We start from the raw sequence: 18,983 nt of genomic DNA, 5'->3' as shown, positions 1-18,983 counted from the left end.
TGAGTTCCTGAATGGCGAGATGTTCTACAGCCTGCGCGAAGCCCAAATCCTAATCGAAGAATGGAGGAAACACTACAACACGAAACGCCCGCATAGTGCCTTGGGCTACCGCCCACCGGCCCCGGAAACCATCGTCCCGATGGAACCAAGGCTGATCAGCCCCACTTGAGTGGTCCAGTTTGAATGTTAGTGCATGATTGGCCTTGGTTCCATCGGGACGATTTCGGGTGCCAATCCCCTTTGTCCTGAGCGCATGTCAGCGGATGCGCGCCTCGAAGAAATCGGCCGCATTCTGGCGGCTGGCGTCATTCGCCTGAACGCCGAAGATGCCAGTTCTTTATCTGCCGAAGGCGGAGACAGTTTCGTGGACTTCTCGCCCCGGAAGAGCGGTGGTCGTCGTGCAAAACGTATCCGCATCGGAGGAATTGATGAAGCATCACAATAAGATAAGCTCTACAAAACCTGGGCAGGACCGATCCATGGATCAAACCGTCCTAGCGCGCCTGGCCACGCTGAAGGCCATGTCGGTCAGGGATCTGAAAGCCGAATGGCAAAAACTTTTCGGCAGTGCCGCGCCGAACAACAGCCGGACCTTTTTGGAAATGCGCATCGCCTATCGTATCCAGGAACTGACCTACGGCGGCCCTGACCGGGAAACGCGCCGCATGTTGGATCTGCTGGCCGATGAGGTTGAGGGTGTCGCGCGGAGGAAAAACCAGATCGCCGATCCGCGCAATCCGGTGGTGGGCACGAGACTGATCCGGGAATGGGACGGGGTCGAGCAGACGGTGATCGTTCTGACAGACGGTTTCGACTGGCAGGGCCGGAAGTTCAAATCGCTCTCGGCCGTGGCCCGTGCCATCACCGGAACGCGTTGGAATGGCTATCGCTTCTTCGGCCTGCGTGAACGCAAGCGGGAGGAAGCATGATGGATATCAACGCCCGCCCCAAGCGCAGCCTGCGCTGTGCTATCTACACCCGCAAGTCGAGCGAAGAAGGGCTCGACATGGAATTCAACAGCCTCGATGCCCAGCGGGAGGCCTGCGAAGCCTATATCGCCAGCCAGCGATCCGAGGGCTGGGTTGCGATCCGCGAACGCTACGACGATGGCGGTTTTTCCGGTGGCACCCTCGAACGTCCCGGTCTCAAGCTGCTTCTGGCCGACATCGACGACGGGTTGATCGACGTGGTCGTTGTCTACAAGATCGACCGCCTCAGCCGCTCGCTGATGGATTTCTCCAAGCTGGTCGAGATCTTCGACCGCAACGGCGTCACCTTCGTGTCGGTGACGCAGTCGTTCAACACCACCACGTCCATGGGGCGGCTGACGCTGAACATTCTGCTCAGCTTCGCCCAGTTCGAGCGCGAAGTTATCGGCGAGCGGATCCGCGACAAGGTGGCGGCATCGCGCAAGCGCGGGATCTGGATGGGCGGCTATGTTCCGCTGGGTTATGATGTGCAGGATCGAAAACTGTTGGTGAACGACGCCGAGGCCGCATCGGTGCGTCGCATCTTCGAGCGGTTTGGCGAACTCGGGTCCGCCACGGTTCTGGCACGCGAACTCCGCCGCGACGGCTTCCGCAACAAGCAGGGAACGCTTATCGACAAGGGCTACCTCTATCGGCTGCTGAACAACCGTGTTTATCGCGGTGAGGCTGTCCACAAGGGCAAGGCTTATCCCGGCGAGCACGACGCTATCATCGACAACGACCTCTGGGATCGGGCGTACGCCATCCTGCAGGAAAGCCCGCGCAAACGTGCCAATCACAGCCTGGCGCGGACCCCCGCTCTCCTGAAAGGGCTGATCTTCAGCGACACCGGCGCGGCCATGACGCCCACAAGCACAAAGAAGGGCGCGAAGCTTTACCGCTACTACGTGTCGATGGACGTCATCCGGAACCGCGAGACCGGTGCTGAGACCGCCCCGATGCGGCTGGCGGCCGGAATGGTTGAGGATGCGGTCGTGACCGAGGTCCGGCGCATCCTGCAAACGCCAGAAGTCGTGACGAAGGTGATCACGGCCCTGAGCCAACAGGATGGCGCGGTTTCGGAGGCGGACGCCATCGCGGCATTGCATGAATTCAGCACGCTCTGGGCGCAACTGTTCCCGACCGAGCAGGCACGGATCATCCAGCTTCCAATCCGTCGTGTCACCGTCACAGCCGACGGCTTGGAGTTGGACATCAGGCGCGAAGGGATCGCAGGCGTCATCCGCGAGATGGTCGCGCCGCGCAATCTGGAGACAGCCGAATGACCCGTGCCGATGACACAATTCGCGTGCTGATACCATTGAAGGTCCGCAAGAAGAATGGTCGACCGAAAATCCTGCCGCCTGCCGATTATCTGCCGAGCGAGGACCAGACGCAGGATCCGCATGTCCTCCGCGCCATTGGGCGGGCGTGGGGTTGGCGGCGGCGCATGGACACTGGCGAATTCAGCACGAGCCAAGAACTGGCCGAAGCCGTCGGGCTGGCCGAGCGCCATGTCAGTCGCCAGTTGCGGCTGGCCTACCTAGCACCGGAGGTACTCAAGCGGCTGACCTGCGGGCGCGAGCCGTTGGCGGTCAGCCTGTACGATCTGTGCTTTCTCGCAGGAGAGGCTTGGCCAGAGCAAGAACAGCGCGGGTTCAGTTAGATTCTAATGAAAGCTCGCCTGAAAGGCCGTCGCGGTCAACGAGACATGGGCATCTAGCGGCGGGCGCAACTCAAATGCTTTCGGCTCACGCGAGAAATTCCAGAGACGGAACAAGCGCCATTCTGACCGGCGCTCTTCGGCGACCGCCAGTTCATTGCGGGAGATGTAAAAGGGCGTGCGTTCCCAGCCGTTTGTCGTTTTCACCTCGATCAACCGCTCCCGTTCGTCTGGCGCGAAGCTGGCAATGTCATACCCAGCACCATCGCCATCCTCTTCTGAAACCCAACGCACCTTTCTTGCCAGATCATCTCGACCGGCCACTTTCAATGCGGATCGCTCGTGTGCAACGACTCGCTCTTCTCCCGCCCGGCCGAGGGCCCAGTTGCGTTCATCCCGACCCGCCACGTCGAACTTTCTTGCGACATGCAACATTTGCTCCAGCTCCTGCGGCGGCGGCTGGTTAGACAGCGTCGGTGACGGTCCCATCCAGATCTGCGCTGCCTCGCGCAGGCCATTAGCTGGCCGCGTCCCAGGCAGTCGACCCAGCCAAGCCGGGTTCCATGCCAACCAGCGCGCCACAGCATCAACCAAGGTCATCTGGAAATTGAACGCTGGCTTGTAGCCGGCGATCCAATCTTCGCCGAGCCCCTTCAGCACAGCACTGATATTCTGATGCTTGAACTCGATCGAGCCTTCCGTTCGGCTTCGCAAAAGGGGCATCAAACTTCGCCGGTGCTGAGCCTTGTTGTAGGGACGGCCCGCCATGTCGTCGGCCAGCATCGCGAAGTAATCCGCGACGATCAGGTCGTTTTCTTCATCTGTCCAGGGCCCGTTCGACATGCCGCCAGGCTATGAGCGGAAAGTCTGTTTGTCATCAAAGACTTCTCGCGACCGTTCGCACTGTTTCGAAGAACTACGCCGCCTTCAGGTGTCTCTGACCGTTTCGATAGCGGTCGAACCTGCCTCAACTGCGGCGTAGTGAATTTTAGGCAACCTTCTGAAGGTAAAAGCATTTTTTAATACGTCTCGTTTTGGGTGAAGGGCGGGTGAAAGGAGACGCGGGGCGTTCGGAGACCACTTTTGGGCCAACGGCCAGTCTCCGAAAGTCGGATGGCATCGTCAAACCCCTTTGAACCAAAAAGAAAAAAGGCCCGCACTAAGGCCTGGTCTTGGGTTCGCGAATGGTTTGTGGCGGAGACGAAGGCCGCCATGCATTGATCCGCTGACTTCCGAGAAAGGCGCTACATGTCCACGCAATAATGGGCATTCACCCCTTCACTTGTGCGATGTGTTCCGACATGATCCGAGGCAATCCTCGTTATTGTGGGGGATGCAACGGGGGATAATATGCCGCGTGAAAATATCCGCAGACCGGAAAAGGCCCTGTCACCGCGCTTCGTGGAGACTGTGACCGATCCGGGCAAATACTTCGACGGTCAGGGCCTCTTTCTAAGGGTGGCGAAGAACGGCGCGAAACAGTGGGTGCAGCGGATCACCATTCGCGGCAAGCGAACCGAACTCGGACTGGGCAGCCCGCCCGCCGTGACACTGGCGACTGCACGCAAACTGGCGCTCGAAAACCGTGGCAAAGCGATGTTAGGCGGCGACCCATTGGCCGACAAGCGCAAAGCCCGCGAAGGCTTGACCTTTGCCGAGGCGGTGGACAAATACTTGGCAGCGAAGCTGTCAGAATTCAAAAATGAGAAGCATCGCAAACAGTGGCGCTCGACGCTGGACACCTATGCTTGCCCTATCCTTGGTCCCAAGATGGTGGCCGAGATCACGGTGCAGGACGTGTTGCGCGTGCTTGAGCCGATATGGAAAACCAAGACGGAAACAGCCTCCCGCCTGCGTGGTCGGATTGAAAATGTCTTGTCGTGGTCGACCGTCGCGGGACATCGAACAGGTGACAATCCTGCACGCTGGAAGGGCAATCTGTCCGAGACACTGCCGAAGCCGGCAAAAGTCGCGAAGGGTGAAAACCAACCGGCGTTGGCATTGTCAGACGTGTCGCGCTGGTGGTCTGATTTGCAACGACGAGACGGGATGGCCGCGCGGGCGTTAGAATTTTTGACCCTGACAGCTGCGCGATCTGGTGAGGTACGCGGCATGACTTGGGAAGAAGTTGACATGGGCAACGCCGCTATTTCTTCAACGGGGCCCGTCTGGATGGTTCCAGCTTCCCGCATGAAGAACGGGCGCGAGCATCGCGTGCCACTGACGCGCGAGGCAGTCGCACTACTGAAAGCCCTGCCGCGTCTGGATGGCTCCCCCTACGTTTTCTTCGCTCCCCGAGGCGGAATGCTGTCTGACATGTCGATTTCCGCCGTCATGCGCAGGATGCAGGATGCCCAGACCAAACAGGGGGAAGAGGGCTACATCGACCCACGCAACAAGCGACCCGCCGTCCCGCATGGTATGCGGTCAACCTTCCGTCAATGGGCCGCGGAGAAAGGCTATCCCCGCGACATGGCTGAAATCGCGCTGGCACATTTCATCGGTTCCGAGGTCGAGCGTGCTTACCAGCGGTCCGACATGCTTGACCGGCGGCGCGATATGATGGCGGCTTGGGTCGACTTTCTCAGAGCGAGAGCGGTGCCCAACGGCAACCTAATAAACATGACCACGCCCAAATGAACGCATCACGCGATGAACTGAAAACCCGTATCAAGCGCATCTTGGAGCAACACCTCAGCTTGGATGAAGCGCCTGAATTAGCGTGTAACATGTTGATCGAAATATTTTTTTCGACATTGACTGCTGCCAAGGAAAATCGCATCGGGAGACCCTTGGAAGTAGAGAAGGCCAAGGCCAACAAACAACTCAGGGACATCGTGCAACTGCTCAAGAAGGCCGAAGGAGCACTGTCCGGTCTGAATCCTTTGGCTCGTGAGCTGATTGCGCGCAATCAAGACGGTTTGCTTGACCTGTCTAACGGTGAGTTGGAGCAGTTCATCTGGTCAGGCGCCCAATTGGGTTCTTCCCATGCTGCCAATGACTTCACCGAGCAGGTTGCTGCGATACGCCATTCTATCGAACGGGTTTCCGCCGAGCTTGAGGGTAAGGTGCAAACGTTTGGCAGAGGGGCTCCACGCAAAGATGGCGCGCTTGCCGTTGCGCAGCTTTGTTCGCAGGCTTTCAAGGAGTACGTTGGCGAACCGGCACACCCGACATGGAACGATTACTCAAATAAGACGGAAGGCCGTTTCTATTCGTTTACAAAGGACGTCTTCGACGCTGGAGGCCTAGACGCCAGCCCAGAGGAGTTCGTGAAGCAAGCAATTGAATTAAAGCAGAAAATTAATTCAGGGAAGAGGTGATTTTCCTCCCTTATCGCTGGAAGACAAGTTCCGCGATGTTCCCCGTATGTTCAACACACAAAAGGGAACATGGAATGTCGAGTTCAAGTGATGTCGAAAGCGATGAAGCCCATGCACAGTTTGAAATCGCGCAACGCTTGCAAAAGGTGAAGGCGGCCAACGAGCGAGCCGCTGTGGAAACGGGTCAAATTTCAGGGCTTGGCTCCGCAGCGGATGCCGGTTTTGAGCACTCCAATCAAACCCGCCTTCTCCGCCGCCGCGAGGTGGAGGCCTTTACCGGACTTTCCCGGTCCACCCTATACGATTGGATGAAAAGGGGAGAGTTTCCCCAGCCGGTAAAGCTGGGCGCGCGCCTTGTTGCATGGAGAGAAAGCGACATTCGTGAGTGGTTGGAAACCCGCGAGACGCGGAAAGCCTAACGGATGCCTGCCATGAATTACCCCGGCGCGCTGGCGGGCGCGACCGGGGCCGAATGTCCTATCCAAGCGACAGCGGAAGGCCTTTCGAGAATACCCGAAATGCGCGCCCAGCGCCAGCACCACGCGATTGCCGAAGCCGATCCGGGAGTCGTTGCCAATCTCGACGGCAGGTGGCCTGTCGTCGTCTGCAAAGACTTTATCCAGTGGAGTTTGCGGCGCAAGGACGCTCAGAAGGCCGGACGGGCCGTGCGCATGCGCATTGACCGTGCGACGCTGGCCGCCTTCGTCACGCTGCCCAATGCTTCGGGGGCGCATGATGGAACATCTGCAAATCAAACTTCTGATGCTGCGCCACGGGCTGACCGAGGCACGGGCCCGCACAATCGCCGCGCTGATCAGGGGGACAGGCAATGACTGATGCAAGCGATCTGACGTTAAGACTCGGCGGGCGCTGGTATCATAGCTACGGAAGCGCGCCATGCCCCGTCTGCCAGCCCGAAGGCCGCAAAGAGCAGAACGCCCTGACGCTCCGTGACGGCGCGGGCGGGCGGCTGCTAGCGCATTGCAAGCGGTTGGGCTGCGACTTTCACCACATTCTGGTGGCCGCAGGCATCGCCTCCGGCGACTACCGCGCCCCTGATCCGCGCGATCTGTTGAAACGCGAGACGTCTCGACTAGCCGAGGCAGTCAAGCGGGCACGGCAAGCCGAAAGACTCTGGAACGAGGCGCAGGGGATTGCTGGGACGCTCGCTGAAACCTATCTTCGCGAGGCGCGAGGCATCACATGCCCCCTGCCCGGCACGCTGCGGTTTCATCCCGCGTGTTGGCACGGGGCAACTGCAACCCGGCAGCCCGCCATCGTGGCGCGTGTGGAGGGCGGCGACGGTTTCTCCGTGCATCGAACCTACCTACGCCCGGACGGCTTAGCCAAGGCGGCGCTCGACCCTAAGAAGGCAATGCTCGGCGCTGTCGCTGGCGGAGCGGTGCGGATCGCTGATGCGAAGGGCCCTCTGGTAGTGGCCGAGGGTATCGAAACCGCGCTGTCGCTTGCCTGTGGTCTACTGCGAGGGCCAGCAACCATCTGGGCGGCTTTGTCGACCTCGGGGATGCGCGGGTTGCGCCTTCCCCCGGAGACAGGTCGGCTGAACATTGCCTCGGATGGGGACGACGCGGGTCAGGCAGCTGCTTTTGCCTTGGCGGAACGGGCGCACGCGCACGGATGGTCCGTTTCGCTCCTGCCAGCACCCCAGGGCCGGGATTGGAACGACGTCATCAGAGGGATTGAATGAAAATGAAAGCGGTGAATGAAATCCCGTTCGTACCCGAGTGGCCGATGGCTGACACGCGTTTGCTGCGTTCCGATCTGCCCGAACCGCCCGAGTTGCCTTTGGATGACGTCTTTTCGCCTCATTGGGCGGTCTGGATAAAAGGCGCAGCAGCGACGAAAGGTGCACCGCCCGACTACGTCATGGCCGCGCTGCTTGGTGTTTGCGGTTCGCTGATTGGGAACACCAGATGGCCGTCCCCATGGTCAGGTTGGACCGAGCCGCCCGTTATCTGGCCTGTCATCATCGGGAACCCCTCAGCAAGCAAGAGCCCTGCAATTGATGCCGTTCTAGTTCCTCTGAAACGTGTTGAGCGGGCCATGCGAGAGTCGATGCAATCCGAATGGGACGACTGGTACGAAAGGAATGAGGTAGCAAAGGTAACTGACAACCAATGGAAGGAAGCAGTCAAGAAAGCTATCAAGGAGGGTGATGAACCGCCCAAGCGTCCGGCAAGCGCCGACCCGGGTCCTGAACCTTTTGTGCCTCGATTGGCGGTGTGTGACGCTACGGTCGAAAAACTATCGATGATAGTGGGCAATCAGCCTCGCGGAACGCTCTTGGTGCGCGACGAGTTGGCCGGATGGCTGGTAAATATGAGCCGCTATTCCAGCGGGTCTGATCGTCCGTTCTGGCTGGAAGCCTACGGCGGTCGCGCCTTTTCTGTCGAGCGTATAGGCCGAGACTCCGTGAATATCGATTTCCTGACAATAGGCGTACTCGGAGGTATTCAGCCCGACCGCCTGCAAAGTCTTCTGATGAAAGCCGACGATGACGGGCTGCTGGCACGTTTCTTGCCTGTTTGGCCGAATCCAGCGCCGGTGAAACGGCCTGAAACGCTCCACGACGAAGTGTTCATCGAGTCCGCCCTTCGGAGACTTTGGTCTTTGCGAATGCCGAGCGATGAAGACGGGCATCCTCGTCCGTCGTTCGTGCCATTCGCCGAAAATACGCGCAACCTGCTCGACAAATTTCGAATTTATGTCAGAGACTTGGAGGGAAATGCCGAAGGGTTAATCCTATCGTTCCTTGGCAAACTGCCGGGCATGGCAGTGCGCCTTTCTCTTGTACTCGCAATTATGGATTGGGCCAGCGGCGAAACGGATGAGCCGCAGGAGATTTCGGTGGCGCACTTCGGCAAGGCGGCGCATCTTGTGGCGGAATACCTGTTGCCGATGGCCAGGAGAGCCTATGCGGAGCGTTCCGTTAGTCAGGCGGAGCTTTCTGCGAGAGCATTGGGATTGCTTATCCGCGAAGAAGGTTGGAAGCAATTCACTGCCCGAGAGGTGCGCCGAAAGCAACGCGCCCATCTCCATGATATGGAGAAGATCAATCCAGCGCTTCGGATCCTCGAATCCGCCGATCTTGTAAAGCTGACCACGGTTCCACCTGGCCCTAAAGGCGGTGCGCCAAAACGCCTCTATTCAGTTCATCCGATAGTCCATGAGGCCGTGCAATGAGCATCTGGCTTCAAGCGGCAAATGAGAGCCTTTGCCGAACTGACGGGACTGACACTACTGACAATAGCCTCCGAAATCGTCCGGACGTGCGGAAAGATTTGGCGTCCGGCCAAGTCTTGTCAGTTGTGTCAGTTCGTCAGGCCGACCGTCAGGCACCCAACTCCGCGGCAAGATCGCGGAATAGAAAGCCCTTGGTTCACGGGACTTCTCCAGGCGGAAGGCCACTCACTTGGACAGGCCGGGTGGTGTCACTCGACGCTTGGCGCAACCTTTCAGAGTGGGAGCGCCATGGACCGCAACGGGCCCTAGGGAACGGTGCAAGCCGCAAATGGCAAGACGGGAGGACACATTGGAAGCCGTGCCGAGGCTACGCATGGTGCGCCTGGTCATCGGTCCGGCGGTTCGGCGTTGAAACCACAATGCAAAACAAAACATTTTTTGCCGAAGAACAGTCATTCAGGACAGCGTCCCGTTCAAAGGAATGAATGCAAATGAGTGCATGAGTTCAATCGATTTTAGAAACCGGCAAAGTCCCTATCGGCCCGCGGTTGTCCAAGACGTGCAGCGCTTGTAGCGTGTCGGCTAACCATCCGTTTGAAAGGCAAATTGTTTCCCATGTCCCAGTCCGAGCTATCCAACCTCATCTGGTCCGTGGCCGACCTCTTGCGCGGCGATTACCGCCAGTCCGAATATGGCCGCGTCATCCTCGCTTTCACCGTCCTGCGCCGTCTGGACTGCGTCCTCGCGACCACCAAGGAGGCCGTCCTCGACATCCAAGAAAAGATGATCGCGCAGGACCTGCCGCCGGACAGGTTCATGCGTCGCGCCTCGGGGGCAAGCTTCTACAACGGCTCCACGCTCGATCTGGCCAAGATCATCGGCGACCAGGACAATATCGGTCCCAACCTGCTGGCCTACGTCGACGCTTTCTCGCCCGAGGTCCGCGACATCTTCGAACGGTTCAACTTCACCGAACAGGTCGACCGCTTGGTCAAAAACAAGCTGCTCTACATGGTGACGGAGAAATTCGCCGGCTTCGACTTGCACCCGCACCGCGTCACCAACGCCCAGATGGGCCTCGTTTTCGAAGAACTCATCCGAAAGTTCGCCGAGGCCTCGAATGACACCGCCGGGGAACACTTCACCCCGCGCGAGGTCATCCGCCTCATGGTCAACCTGCTGTTCATCGAGGATGACGATGTCCTCTCTGGCTCCAACGTCGTGCGCACGATCTACGACCCGACGGCAGGCACCGGCGGCATGTTGTCCGTCGCCGATGAATACCTGATGGAGCACAATCCCAACGCCGCGCTCACCATGTACGGGCAGGAGTTGAACGACATGTCCTACGCCATCTGCAAGGCGGACATGCTGATCAAGGGCCAGAACGTTCAGAACATCATCGCGGGCAACACGCTCTCGGACGATGGCCACCCGGACGCGAAATTCGATTACATGCTGTCGAACCCGCCCTTCGGCGTCGAATGGAAGAAGGTGCAGAAGGAGGTTCAGCAGGAACATAAAGTCCAGGGCTTCAACGGCCGCTTCGGCCCCGGTCTGCCGCGCGTCTCGGACGGTTCGCTGCTGTTCCTCATGCACCTGCTGTCCAAGATGCGCCCGCTCAAGGACGGCGGCTGCCGCTTTGGCATCGTGTTGAACGGTTCGCCGCTGTTCACCGGCGGCGCGGGTTCGGGCGAAAGCGAGATCCGCCGCCACGTGCTGGAAAGCGACCTGGTCGAGGCCATCATCGGCCTGCCCACGGACCTCTTCTACAACACCGGCATCGCCACCTACGTCTGGATCCTGTCGAACAAGAAACCCGCGCATCGAAATGGCAAGGTCCAGCTGATCGACGCCTCGGGCATGTGGCAGAAGATGCGCAAGTCGCTGGGCTCGAAACGGCGCGAGATCAGCGAAGAGGGCATAGGCATCGTCACCCGACTCTTCGGCCAGTGCATCGAGGCGCAGATGGCCACCCTGATCGACGCCGAGGGCAAGGAGATCGGGCAAGAGGTCGTCGAGGCAGGACAGGATGCCCCGCGCGCGCCCGACGGCGGCAAGGTCAAGCTGCGGCCACTGTCGATGCTGCTGCCCAACAAGGCCTTCGGCTATCGCCAGATCACGGTAGAGCGGCCCTTGCGCGACGAGGATGGGAACGTGATCCTCGGCACACGCGGCAAGCAGAAGGGGCAGCCGCAGCCGGACAGCGCGCTGAGGGACACCGAGATCGTGCCGCTGACCGAGGATGTTGTGACCTATTTCGAGCGTGAGGTAAACCCCACGCGCCCGACGCCTGGATCGACATACCACGTGGGCCACCTTCGCAGGCGGCCCAGAGCCGACCTTCAACCACCTCTCAAGGTGCTGCATCGAGGTGCGACGTTGTCGCCATTCGCTGCAAACGCGAAATTCAATGGTCGCGACTTCCTTCCCAAACAGCACTTTCTCAGCTTGGCGCTGACCGGTCGTTGAATTTGACTACATCCAATGAGAGATACACGGATGTATCTTCATTGATGACATCGGTTCGAACAGACTGCAGAGCGGCTTCGGGCTAGGTAATCGTGATGGATCCGGAAACTGGAACTCACCTCGGAAAGCGGGTGATCCCATCCATGGGTTTCGGCGCCCAAAGGTCGATCAGCAATTGCCATGTCATCCGGAAAAGGGCGCGTCGTCCGGGCGGACGTCGCCCGGCGTACTCATTGGCCCCTCGAAGTCGACGCCAAAAGATTTGATGCCTCGATCAGGCCATCCCAGACGATGTCCAGGGCCACGCCAAGTGAGAGGTCTGGTTCATGGTTCCAAAGGTAAATCGCCCGTCCAATCGCACCGGTGATGGCACTGGCGAGCGCGGCAGCGGTTTGACGATTGTGAACCCGCTTGCACAGGCAATCCGTGAGTTCGCCGCGCTCCATGATCAGAAACCCTTCGAGAATGCCGCGTGCCTTCTCGTTTGACCGCATGACGCTACCCAACATCCTGAGGATGGGTTCATCCTTGACCAATGTCTCCAAGTGCTGGTCCAGAAACCGTTTGATATCGTCCGCCAGCGCGCCGGTTCCATCTCGCAATGCTTCCTTGTCTTCCTGCCGGAAAGCAGGCGGCGCCCCGACCGCGGCGGTTTCCTTGTTGGTGTAATAATTGAAGAAGGTCCGCGTGCTGACGCCTGCGGAGGCGGCGATCTCTTCCGTGGTGACGTTTTCTAGCCCGTGCTGGACCGCCAGCTCCAGTGTCGCCAGCTGAATCTCGCGCGCGGTTTGCTGTCTCCGTCTCTCTCGTAACGAAACTGTCATTTTCCACATTCTTGCATAGTGTGCAACATTTGCCTAGAAGGCACAAATATTGCCAGAAAGTCAAGGATGGTGAGCCGGATGAAAGTCAGCGCTTGGAAAATGATGGGTGCGGTCTTCGCGCTGACGGTGTCTGCCACGATTGCAAATGCGCAATTCGGTCCGCCGGGTGGCATGGACATGGGGCCGCTCGAAGTCAGTGTTGTTGAACTGACACTACAAGAGGTTCCGCGTGTCGTGACCTCGCCGGGTCGAGCTGTCGCGTTTCAAGAAGTTGCGGTGCGCCCGCGTGTGGGCGGCGTCATCGAAGAGGTTCTTTATTCACCGGATCAGCTTCTTCAGGTTGGCGATCCGTTGTTCCGGATCGACGATTCCGCTTATGTTGCGGCAGAGGCCACGGCGCGGGCGGATGTGGCGATGGCCGAGGCGAACCTCGCGGTGACCCAGTCGGCCTATGATCGCGCTGAGCAGTTGGCCGGTCGCGGGTATACAGAGGCCGAGGTTGAAGCTGCGCGCGCAAGTCTGGCCGAGGCCAAGGCGACGCTGGACGCGGCGCAGGCCGCGCTGGACTATGCCCAGATCGAACTGTCATGGACCACGGTGAGAAGCCCGATTGCCGGGCGTGCCGATGTTGCGACCGTGTCTGTCGGTGATCTTGTGACAGCGGGACAGGCTGACGCTTTGACCACCATCGTACAGGCCGACCCGATCTATGTGGACATGGTGGAGGCCAGCGCGCGCATTCTGTCGGTCCGCAAGGGCATTGCCGAAGGCGCGCTCAAGCAGAACGACGCGCTTGAGGCGACCTTGACGCTTGAAAACGAAGAGGTGTTTCGCGGTACTGGCCAGTTGGTCACCGCCGGCAACACGGTCTCGACCACGACAGGCACCGTGACCATCCGGTTCAAATTCGACAATCCCGATCATGTGGTCATTCCGGGCATGTTCGTGCGGGGTGAAGTCGTGATCGGCACTATGCAGGCTTATCTCGTGCCGCAACTGGCGGCCACGCGGGGAAATTCGGGTAAGCTGACGGCCTATATCGTGGGTGAAGACGGCACCGCGCAGCAGGTCACACTGGAAGACGACGGCTCCTATAAAAACGCATGGATCGTGCGCGCGGGGTTGAGCGAGGGCGACAGGTTGATCGTGGACGCGCTGTCCTCACTCCGACCGGGACAGGCCGTGACACCAGTCACTGCGGTCATTGATGGAGACGGCATCGTGCGCAGCGCCGACACCCCCGCGGTTGAGGACTGATCCATGGCCAAGTTCTTCATTCACCGCCCGGTGTTCGCCTGGGTGCTGGCCATCTCGACCATGCTGCTGGGTGCTTACAGCATGACCGGCCTGCCGATTTCGCAGTATCCTGACATTGCACCGACAACGGTGCGGATCTCGGCCGCCTACAGCGGCGCCTCGGCCGAGACAGTTGAACACTCGGTTACCGCGGTGATCGAAGACGGGCTGACGGGACTGGATGGTCTGACCTACATGACCTCTTCCTCCAGCGAGGGGGCTGCCAGCGTCTCGCTCACCTTTGATGACACGATCGATCCCGACATGGCGCAGGTGCAGGTGCAGAACAAGTTGGCTCTTGTCGAGTCGCAACTGCCTGACGCGGTCACCAGTCGGGGGGTGTCCGTCACCCGGTCGACCAGTTCCATCCTCATGGTCGGTGCCCTGGTCAGCGAAGACGACACCTATACCTCGCTCGAACTGGGTGACATCCTGAGCAGCACCATCCAGGATGCGGTCCAACGCACCGAAGGTGTCGGGTCGATCAGCGTTTTCGGCACTGAATATGCCATGCGGATCTGGCTGAATCCGGAACGGTTGTACCAGTATCAACTGACCCCCGCCGATGTGACCTCGTCTGTTGCGCAGCAGAACACAAATGTCACCGTCGGCAGCCTGGGTGACCAACCGGTCATCAAGGGCCAGCAATTCACCGTCTCGTTGTCGGCACAGTCGCAGCTTGGGACGGTCGGGGATTTCCAGTCGATCCTGCTGAAAACCGCAGCGGACGGCTCCGCGATCTACCTCGGCGATGTGGCGACGGTCGAGCTGGCGGCAGAGGACTACGGCAGCATCAGCCGTTACAATGGTCATTCGGCAGCCGGCTTTGCAGTCAACCTGTCCACCGGGGCCAATGCGGTCGACACCGCAGAGCGGGTCCGCGCGGTGATGGACGGGCTGGCGTCGGCTTTGCCTGAAGGGGTGAGCATCGAATACCCCTATGACACCTCGCCCTTTGTCGAGGATTCCATCGACCAGGTCTATGAGACGCTGATCGAAGCCGTTGTGCTGGTTTTCCTCGTGATCTTCCTGTTCCTGCAAAGCTGGCGCGCGACGCTTATTCCGACGATCGCGGTGCCGGTGGTGCTGCTGGGAACCTTCGGCGTGCTCTCGGCCTTCGACATGTCGATCAATACTCTGACAATGTTCGCGCTGGTGCTGGCCATCGGTCTACTGGTCGATGACGCCATCGTCGTGGTCGAGAACGTCGAGCGCGTGATGGCGGAAGAGGGTCTGGACGCCAAGGCCGCCACGGAAAAGAGCATGGGTGAGATTTCGACCGCGCTGGTCGGGATCGTGATGGTGCTGTCGGCGGTGTTCCTGCCGATGGCCTTCCTGTCCGGATCGACCGGAGTAATCTACAAGCAGTTCTCGGTCACGATCATTTCGGCCATGGTATTGTCGCTCTTCGTGGCGCTGATCCTGACGCCCGCGATGTGCGCGCAGCTTCTCAAACCCGGTCATGGCAAAGCGCCTGCGGCGCCGCTGCGCTGGTTCAACACCGGGCTTGACCGGTTGACCGGCGGCTATGGCGCCACGGTCGGGCGGCTCGCGCTGCGTCCGTTCCGCATGATCCTCGTTCTGGGGTTGATGGGTGTCGGCGCCTATTGGGTCTATGACCGCCTGCCCACCTCGTTTCTGCCGACCGAAGACCAGGGCGTTCTGATGGCGATGGTCGAACTGCCGCAAGGCTCGACCGTTCAGCAGACGCAATACACGATCGAGCAAATCGAAGACTACCTGCTGACCGAAGAAGCGGCTGTCGTGGATGGAGTTTTCGCCAACGTCGGGTTCAGCTTCGCCGGTTCGGGGCAGAATTACGGTGTCATGTTCATCAAGCTCAAGGATTACGAAGAGCGCCCAGACGACGATGCCGCTGACCTGCTGGCGCGTGCGAATGGCCGGTTTTTCCAGTCCCGCCTTGGCAGCATCTTTGTGCTGCAGCCGCCCGCTATTCAGGGGCTGGGCACCACGTCTGGGTTCTCGATGTATCTGGTGGATCAATCCGGCGGCGGGCAGGACGCCTTGAGCGCGGCGGCAGATCAGCTTGTGGCGCTGGGAAATCAGGACGGGCGGGTGACCAATCTGCGCGGCAACGATGCGGCGACCGAGCCCGCCCTGAAACTGCGGATCGATCAGCAAAGGGCCGAGGCTCTGGGCGTTTCGCTCTCGGATGTGAACACCATGCTGTCCACTGTTTTTTCAGGCTCCTACGTGAACGACTTCCCGCTCGGCAACGCACTGCGCGAGGTGATCGTTCAGGGCGGCGCCGAATGGCGGATGCAGCCCTCGGATATTGATCACTGGTACGTGCGCAATGCCACGTCAGAAATGGTGCCGCTCTCTGCCTTTATGAGCCAGGAGTGGGAGATGATCACCCCGCAGCTGGCCCGTTATGGCGGCACGCGCGCGCTGGAAATCTCGGGCGAAGCGGCAGCAGGCGTCAGCTCGGGCGACGCCATGGACCTGATGGAAGAATTGGCCTCGCAACTCGACGGCTCCTATGCTGCCGCATGGACGGGCCTCAGCTATCAGGAGCGTCTGTCCGGCGATCAAGAGGCCGTCCTCTACGCGATTTCGGCGCTGGTGGTCTTTCTTTGCCTCGCCGCGTTGTACGAAAGCTGGGCAGTGCCCTTTGCGGTGATGCTGTCCGTGCCCGTCGGCATTCTGGGCGCACTGGTGACCACTTGGTATTTTGGACAGGCCAATGACGTCTATTTCAAGGTGGGCCTGCTGACCACCATCGGCCTGGCGGCACGGAACGCCATCCTGATCGTCGAATTTGCAGAATCGCTGCGCGCCAAGGGCCAGACCCTGATGGAGGCGACGACCACAGCCGCCCGTCAGCGCCTGCGCCCAATCCTCATGACCTCGCTGGCCTTTGGCTTCGGCATCCTGCCGCTGGTTCTGGCATCTGGCGCAGGGGCCAATGCGCAGAAATCCATCGGCACAGGGATGCTTGGCGGGATCATCTTTTCGGCGGTCATCGGGATCGTGATGGTTCCGGTCTTCTATGTCGCTGTCATCAAGACCACGGAGATGTTCCGTATTCGAAAGGAAGCCGTGCAATGAAACCGCAGTACCTCATCCTGAGCCTGCTTCTGGCCGGCTGTGCGGTCGGCACGGACTATCAACGCCCCGAAGTCGCCCTGCAAATCCGCTTTGTCGAGGGCAGCGCAGAGTCGATCGGTACGGTCGCCACACAGCAATGGTGGCTGGACTACAAGGATCCGGTGTTGACCGGGCTGGTGTCGCGCGGTTTGGCGCAGAACCTTGACGTGATGGCCGCGACTGAGGCGATCCGGCAGGCGCAGGCGAACCTGCGCAAGACAGGGGGCAACTCCGCCGTAGACGGCGCGTTGACGGCACAGCGCACCACATCCGGCGGCGATGCCATTGATGGCACAATCACCACCAACAGCGGCTCATTGGGCGCCGCTTTGGTGCTCGACTTCTTTGGCGGTCTGAGGCGCGAACGCGAGGCTGCAACGGCGTCACTGAACGCTGCGCGGGCCGAGGCCGAAACCGTCCGTCTGGCGTGGCTTGCCGAACTGCTGTCGGCCTATTCCGACGCGCGCTATTACCAAGAGGTGCTGGCGCTGACCCGCACGACGATCAAGACACGCGAAGAAACGGTCGAGATCACCCGCAGCCAGTTCGACGCGGGAGCGGCGACCGAGTATGAGTTGGCCGAAGCGCAGGCGCTGCTGTCCACGGCGCGGGCCAGCCTGCCGCAATATGCGGCGCTGTTCGACGCCAATGTCTTTGCGATTGCAACGCTGCTCAACGAACCCGCCGCGCCGATCCTGACGCAGCTGCAGAAGGGCGCACCGCAACTCACCACCCCCGGCGGCGCGGGCACTGGAGTACCTGCGGATCTGCTGCGCAACCGTCCCGATGTGCGCAGCGCCGAGGCTGATCTGGCCGCTGCGGTGGCCGAGGTTGGCGTCGCAGAGGCTGCGCTTTATCCGTCGCTGTCGCTGACCGGCACGGTCAGCCGCTCTGAGATCGCCGACAGCTGGAGCTTTGGGCCGCAATTGTCGCTGCCGGTGTTCAACCAAGGGGCGCTGCGGGCGAGCCGCGATGCCCAGATTTCTGCCGCCAAACAGGCCGAGATCGCATGGCGCGGTGCGGTCGTTTCGGCGGTCGAGGATGTGCAGGTCGCGCAATCCAACCTGACCCGCTATCGGCAGCGCGCGTCTTTGTTACAGACGGCGGCCCGCGATTACGACCGCGCGCTTGATCTGGCGCGGCAAAACTATCGAAGCGGGGCAATCACGCTATTGAACCTGCTCGAAACCGATCGCAACGCCAATGCGGCAAGGATTTCAGCAGCGGCGGCGGTGAATGACGCCGCGAAAGCCTGGGCCACACTGAAGATCGCCACAGGCGCGGGCTCCGCCGCACCTGAACAATTCAGCAATTGACCGGCCCGCGATGATGCCTGAACCGATGGCCGACGGCCGGAGAACGAACTTGGGTAGTGAAGGACCTATTAACCTATGAAACATACTGGAAAAGTCGCACTTTTTGTTGCCGTCCTTGGCGCCCTTTGCGCGGCACTGATACTGTTTGGCGGCCGCCTGGGGCTGTGGCAGCCGATCACCGGCTTCGGGCTCTACCGAAGCTACTTCAATCCATTGGCGATGATCATCGCCGCTCTCGGTCTGATCGCTCTGGTCATCCACATTGTGCGCAAGGAACGCGGCGGCATGCTGGCAGGGGGGATTGCCGCGGTTATCGGCCTCGCGCTGCTCGCGCCGTTGGCCGCCTCCACGCTCAACCCGGCGCCCCGGGCCGCGCCGATCCACGACATCTCGACCGATACCGCCAATCCGCCCTTGTTCGAGGTGCTGGATGAGACGCGCGAGGGTGCCAGCAACACGCTCGACTACGGCGGGCCGGAACTGGCCGAGGCCCAGGCCAAGGCCTATCCCGATATCGCCCCCCTCGAAACAGAGCTGTCTGCGGAAGCCGCGTTTCAGCGCGCGCTGGAGGTTGCTCAGGACATGGGATGGGAAATCGTCGCCTCCGACACGGAACGCCTTCGGTTTGAAGCGACCGCCCGGACGTCTGTATTTTACTTTGCTGATGACGTCGTTGTTGTCGTGACACCCCAAAAAGACGGCAGCCGCGTCGACATGCGCGGCGTTTCGCGCGTCGGACGCAGCGACCAAGGTGTGAACGCTGCGCGTATCCGGGATTTCCAACAACGGTTTGGCGAATAACCTAC

At 60.3% G+C, this 18,983-nt stretch carries 18 protein-coding genes; 16 read left to right on the top strand and 2 right to left on the bottom strand.

The genetic code is table 11. The features are described from left to right. The 5 genes from ACTXGA_RS23110 to ACTXGA_RS23090 form a co-directional block, all read left to right on the top strand. The coding region (locus ACTXGA_RS23110) for an integrase core domain-containing protein (protein WP_443397082.1) at window positions 1-169 on the top strand (169 nt) is incomplete at its 5' end. A gap of 24 nt (window positions 170-193) precedes the next feature. After that, complete coding sequence (locus ACTXGA_RS23105; protein ID WP_443397080.1) at window positions 194-445, top strand: hypothetical protein; 252 nt, start codon at window positions 194-196, stop codon at window positions 443-445. A gap of 34 nt (window positions 446-479) precedes the next feature. Further along, window positions 480-929, top strand: a complete 450-nt coding sequence (locus ACTXGA_RS23100) for a DUF2924 domain-containing protein (protein ID WP_443397079.1) — start codon at window positions 480-482, stop codon at window positions 927-929. After that, window positions 929-2,254 (top strand): recombinase family protein, encoded by a 1,326-nt coding sequence (locus ACTXGA_RS23095; protein ID WP_443397081.1) that lies wholly within the window; start codon window positions 929-931, stop codon window positions 2,252-2,254. The genes ACTXGA_RS23100 and ACTXGA_RS23095 overlap by 1 nt, the downstream gene beginning before the upstream one ends. Then, on the top strand, window positions 2,251-2,634 hold the full coding sequence (locus tag ACTXGA_RS23090; protein ID WP_443397078.1) for a ParB/RepB/Spo0J family partition protein: 384 nt from the start codon (window positions 2,251-2,253) through the stop codon (window positions 2,632-2,634). The genes ACTXGA_RS23095 and ACTXGA_RS23090 overlap by 4 nt, the downstream gene beginning before the upstream one ends. A 3-nt stretch (window positions 2,635-2,637) precedes the next feature. On the opposite strand, the gene ACTXGA_RS23085 is transcribed toward ACTXGA_RS23090, so the two are convergent. After that, complete coding sequence (locus ACTXGA_RS23085) at window positions 2,638-3,474, bottom strand: protein NO VEIN domain-containing protein (protein WP_443397077.1); 837 nt, start codon at window positions 3,472-3,474, stop codon at window positions 2,638-2,640. A 507-nt stretch (window positions 3,475-3,981) separates the two neighbouring features. Here ACTXGA_RS23085 and ACTXGA_RS23080 point away from each other — a divergent pair. The 7 genes from ACTXGA_RS23080 (at window position 3,982) to ACTXGA_RS23050 (ending at window position 11,630) form a co-directional block, all read left to right on the top strand. Then, window positions 3,982-5,271 carry a tyrosine-type recombinase/integrase gene (locus ACTXGA_RS23080; RefSeq protein WP_443397076.1) on the top strand — a complete coding sequence of 430 codons (1,290 nt, stop codon included), beginning with the start codon at window positions 3,982-3,984 and terminating at the stop codon, window positions 5,269-5,271. Further along, window positions 5,268-5,954, top strand: coding sequence for a hypothetical protein (locus ACTXGA_RS23075; RefSeq protein ID WP_443397075.1), 687 nt, complete (start codon window positions 5,268-5,270; stop codon window positions 5,952-5,954). Before ACTXGA_RS23080 ends, ACTXGA_RS23075 begins: the two co-directional genes overlap by 4 nt. 74 nt (window positions 5,955-6,028) lie before the next feature. Next, window positions 6,029-6,373, top strand: coding sequence for a helix-turn-helix transcriptional regulator (locus ACTXGA_RS23070; RefSeq protein WP_443397074.1), 345 nt, complete (start codon window positions 6,029-6,031; stop codon window positions 6,371-6,373). Window positions 6,374-6,385: 12 nt separating this feature from the next. Continuing rightward, window positions 6,386-6,787, top strand: coding sequence for a hypothetical protein (locus ACTXGA_RS23065; protein WP_443397073.1), 402 nt, complete (start codon window positions 6,386-6,388; stop codon window positions 6,785-6,787). After that, a complete protein-coding gene (locus ACTXGA_RS23060) occupies window positions 6,784-7,662 on the top strand; it encodes a DUF7146 domain-containing protein (protein ID WP_443397072.1) in 879 nt (292 codons plus the stop codon). Before ACTXGA_RS23065 ends, ACTXGA_RS23060 begins: the two co-directional genes overlap by 4 nt. Further along, on the top strand, window positions 7,659-9,158 hold the full coding sequence (locus ACTXGA_RS23055) for a DUF3987 domain-containing protein (protein ID WP_443397071.1): 1,500 nt from the start codon (window positions 7,659-7,661) through the stop codon (window positions 9,156-9,158). The genes ACTXGA_RS23060 and ACTXGA_RS23055 overlap by 4 nt, the downstream gene beginning before the upstream one ends. A 615-nt stretch (window positions 9,159-9,773) precedes the next feature. Further along, entirely contained in the window at window positions 9,774-11,630 is a 1,857-nt protein-coding gene (locus tag ACTXGA_RS23050; protein WP_443397070.1) for a type I restriction-modification system subunit M, read from the top strand. A gap of 230 nt (window positions 11,631-11,860) precedes the next feature. On the opposite strand, the gene ACTXGA_RS23045 is transcribed toward ACTXGA_RS23050, so the two are convergent. Further along, window positions 11,861-12,454 (bottom strand): TetR/AcrR family transcriptional regulator, encoded by a 594-nt coding sequence (locus ACTXGA_RS23045; RefSeq protein ID WP_443397069.1) that lies wholly within the window; start codon window positions 12,452-12,454, stop codon window positions 11,861-11,863. A gap of 78 nt (window positions 12,455-12,532) precedes the next feature. Here ACTXGA_RS23045 and ACTXGA_RS23040 point away from each other — a divergent pair, with 78 nt between their 5' ends. From ACTXGA_RS23040 to ACTXGA_RS23025, 4 genes are all read left to right on the top strand, one after another. Beyond that, on the top strand, window positions 12,533-13,711 hold the full coding sequence (locus tag ACTXGA_RS23040; RefSeq protein ID WP_443397068.1) for an efflux RND transporter periplasmic adaptor subunit: 1,179 nt from the start codon (window positions 12,533-12,535) through the stop codon (window positions 13,709-13,711). 3 nt (window positions 13,712-13,714) lie between these two features. Continuing rightward, the gene (locus tag ACTXGA_RS23035) at window positions 13,715-16,822 is read left to right on the top strand and encodes an efflux RND transporter permease subunit (RefSeq protein ID WP_443397067.1); all 3,108 of its coding nucleotides are present in this window, start codon (window positions 13,715-13,717) and stop codon (window positions 16,820-16,822) included. Then, complete coding sequence (locus ACTXGA_RS23030) at window positions 16,819-18,177, top strand: efflux transporter outer membrane subunit (RefSeq protein ID WP_443397066.1); 1,359 nt, start codon at window positions 16,819-16,821, stop codon at window positions 18,175-18,177. Before ACTXGA_RS23035 ends, ACTXGA_RS23030 begins: the two co-directional genes overlap by 4 nt. A 75-nt stretch (window positions 18,178-18,252) precedes the next feature. Beyond that, window positions 18,253-18,978 (top strand): DUF1499 domain-containing protein, encoded by a 726-nt coding sequence (locus tag ACTXGA_RS23025; protein WP_443397065.1) that lies wholly within the window; start codon window positions 18,253-18,255, stop codon window positions 18,976-18,978. The last annotated feature ends 5 nt before the right edge of the window (window positions 18,979-18,983 follow it).

Origin of the sequence: Antarctobacter jejuensis, assembly GCF_052266595.1 — a bacterium.
GTDB lineage: Bacteria > Pseudomonadota > Alphaproteobacteria > Rhodobacterales > Rhodobacteraceae > Antarctobacter > Antarctobacter jejuensis.
The sequence above is the reverse complement of the archived record's forward strand: the minus strand, read 5'-3'. Positions and strand labels throughout refer to the sequence as shown.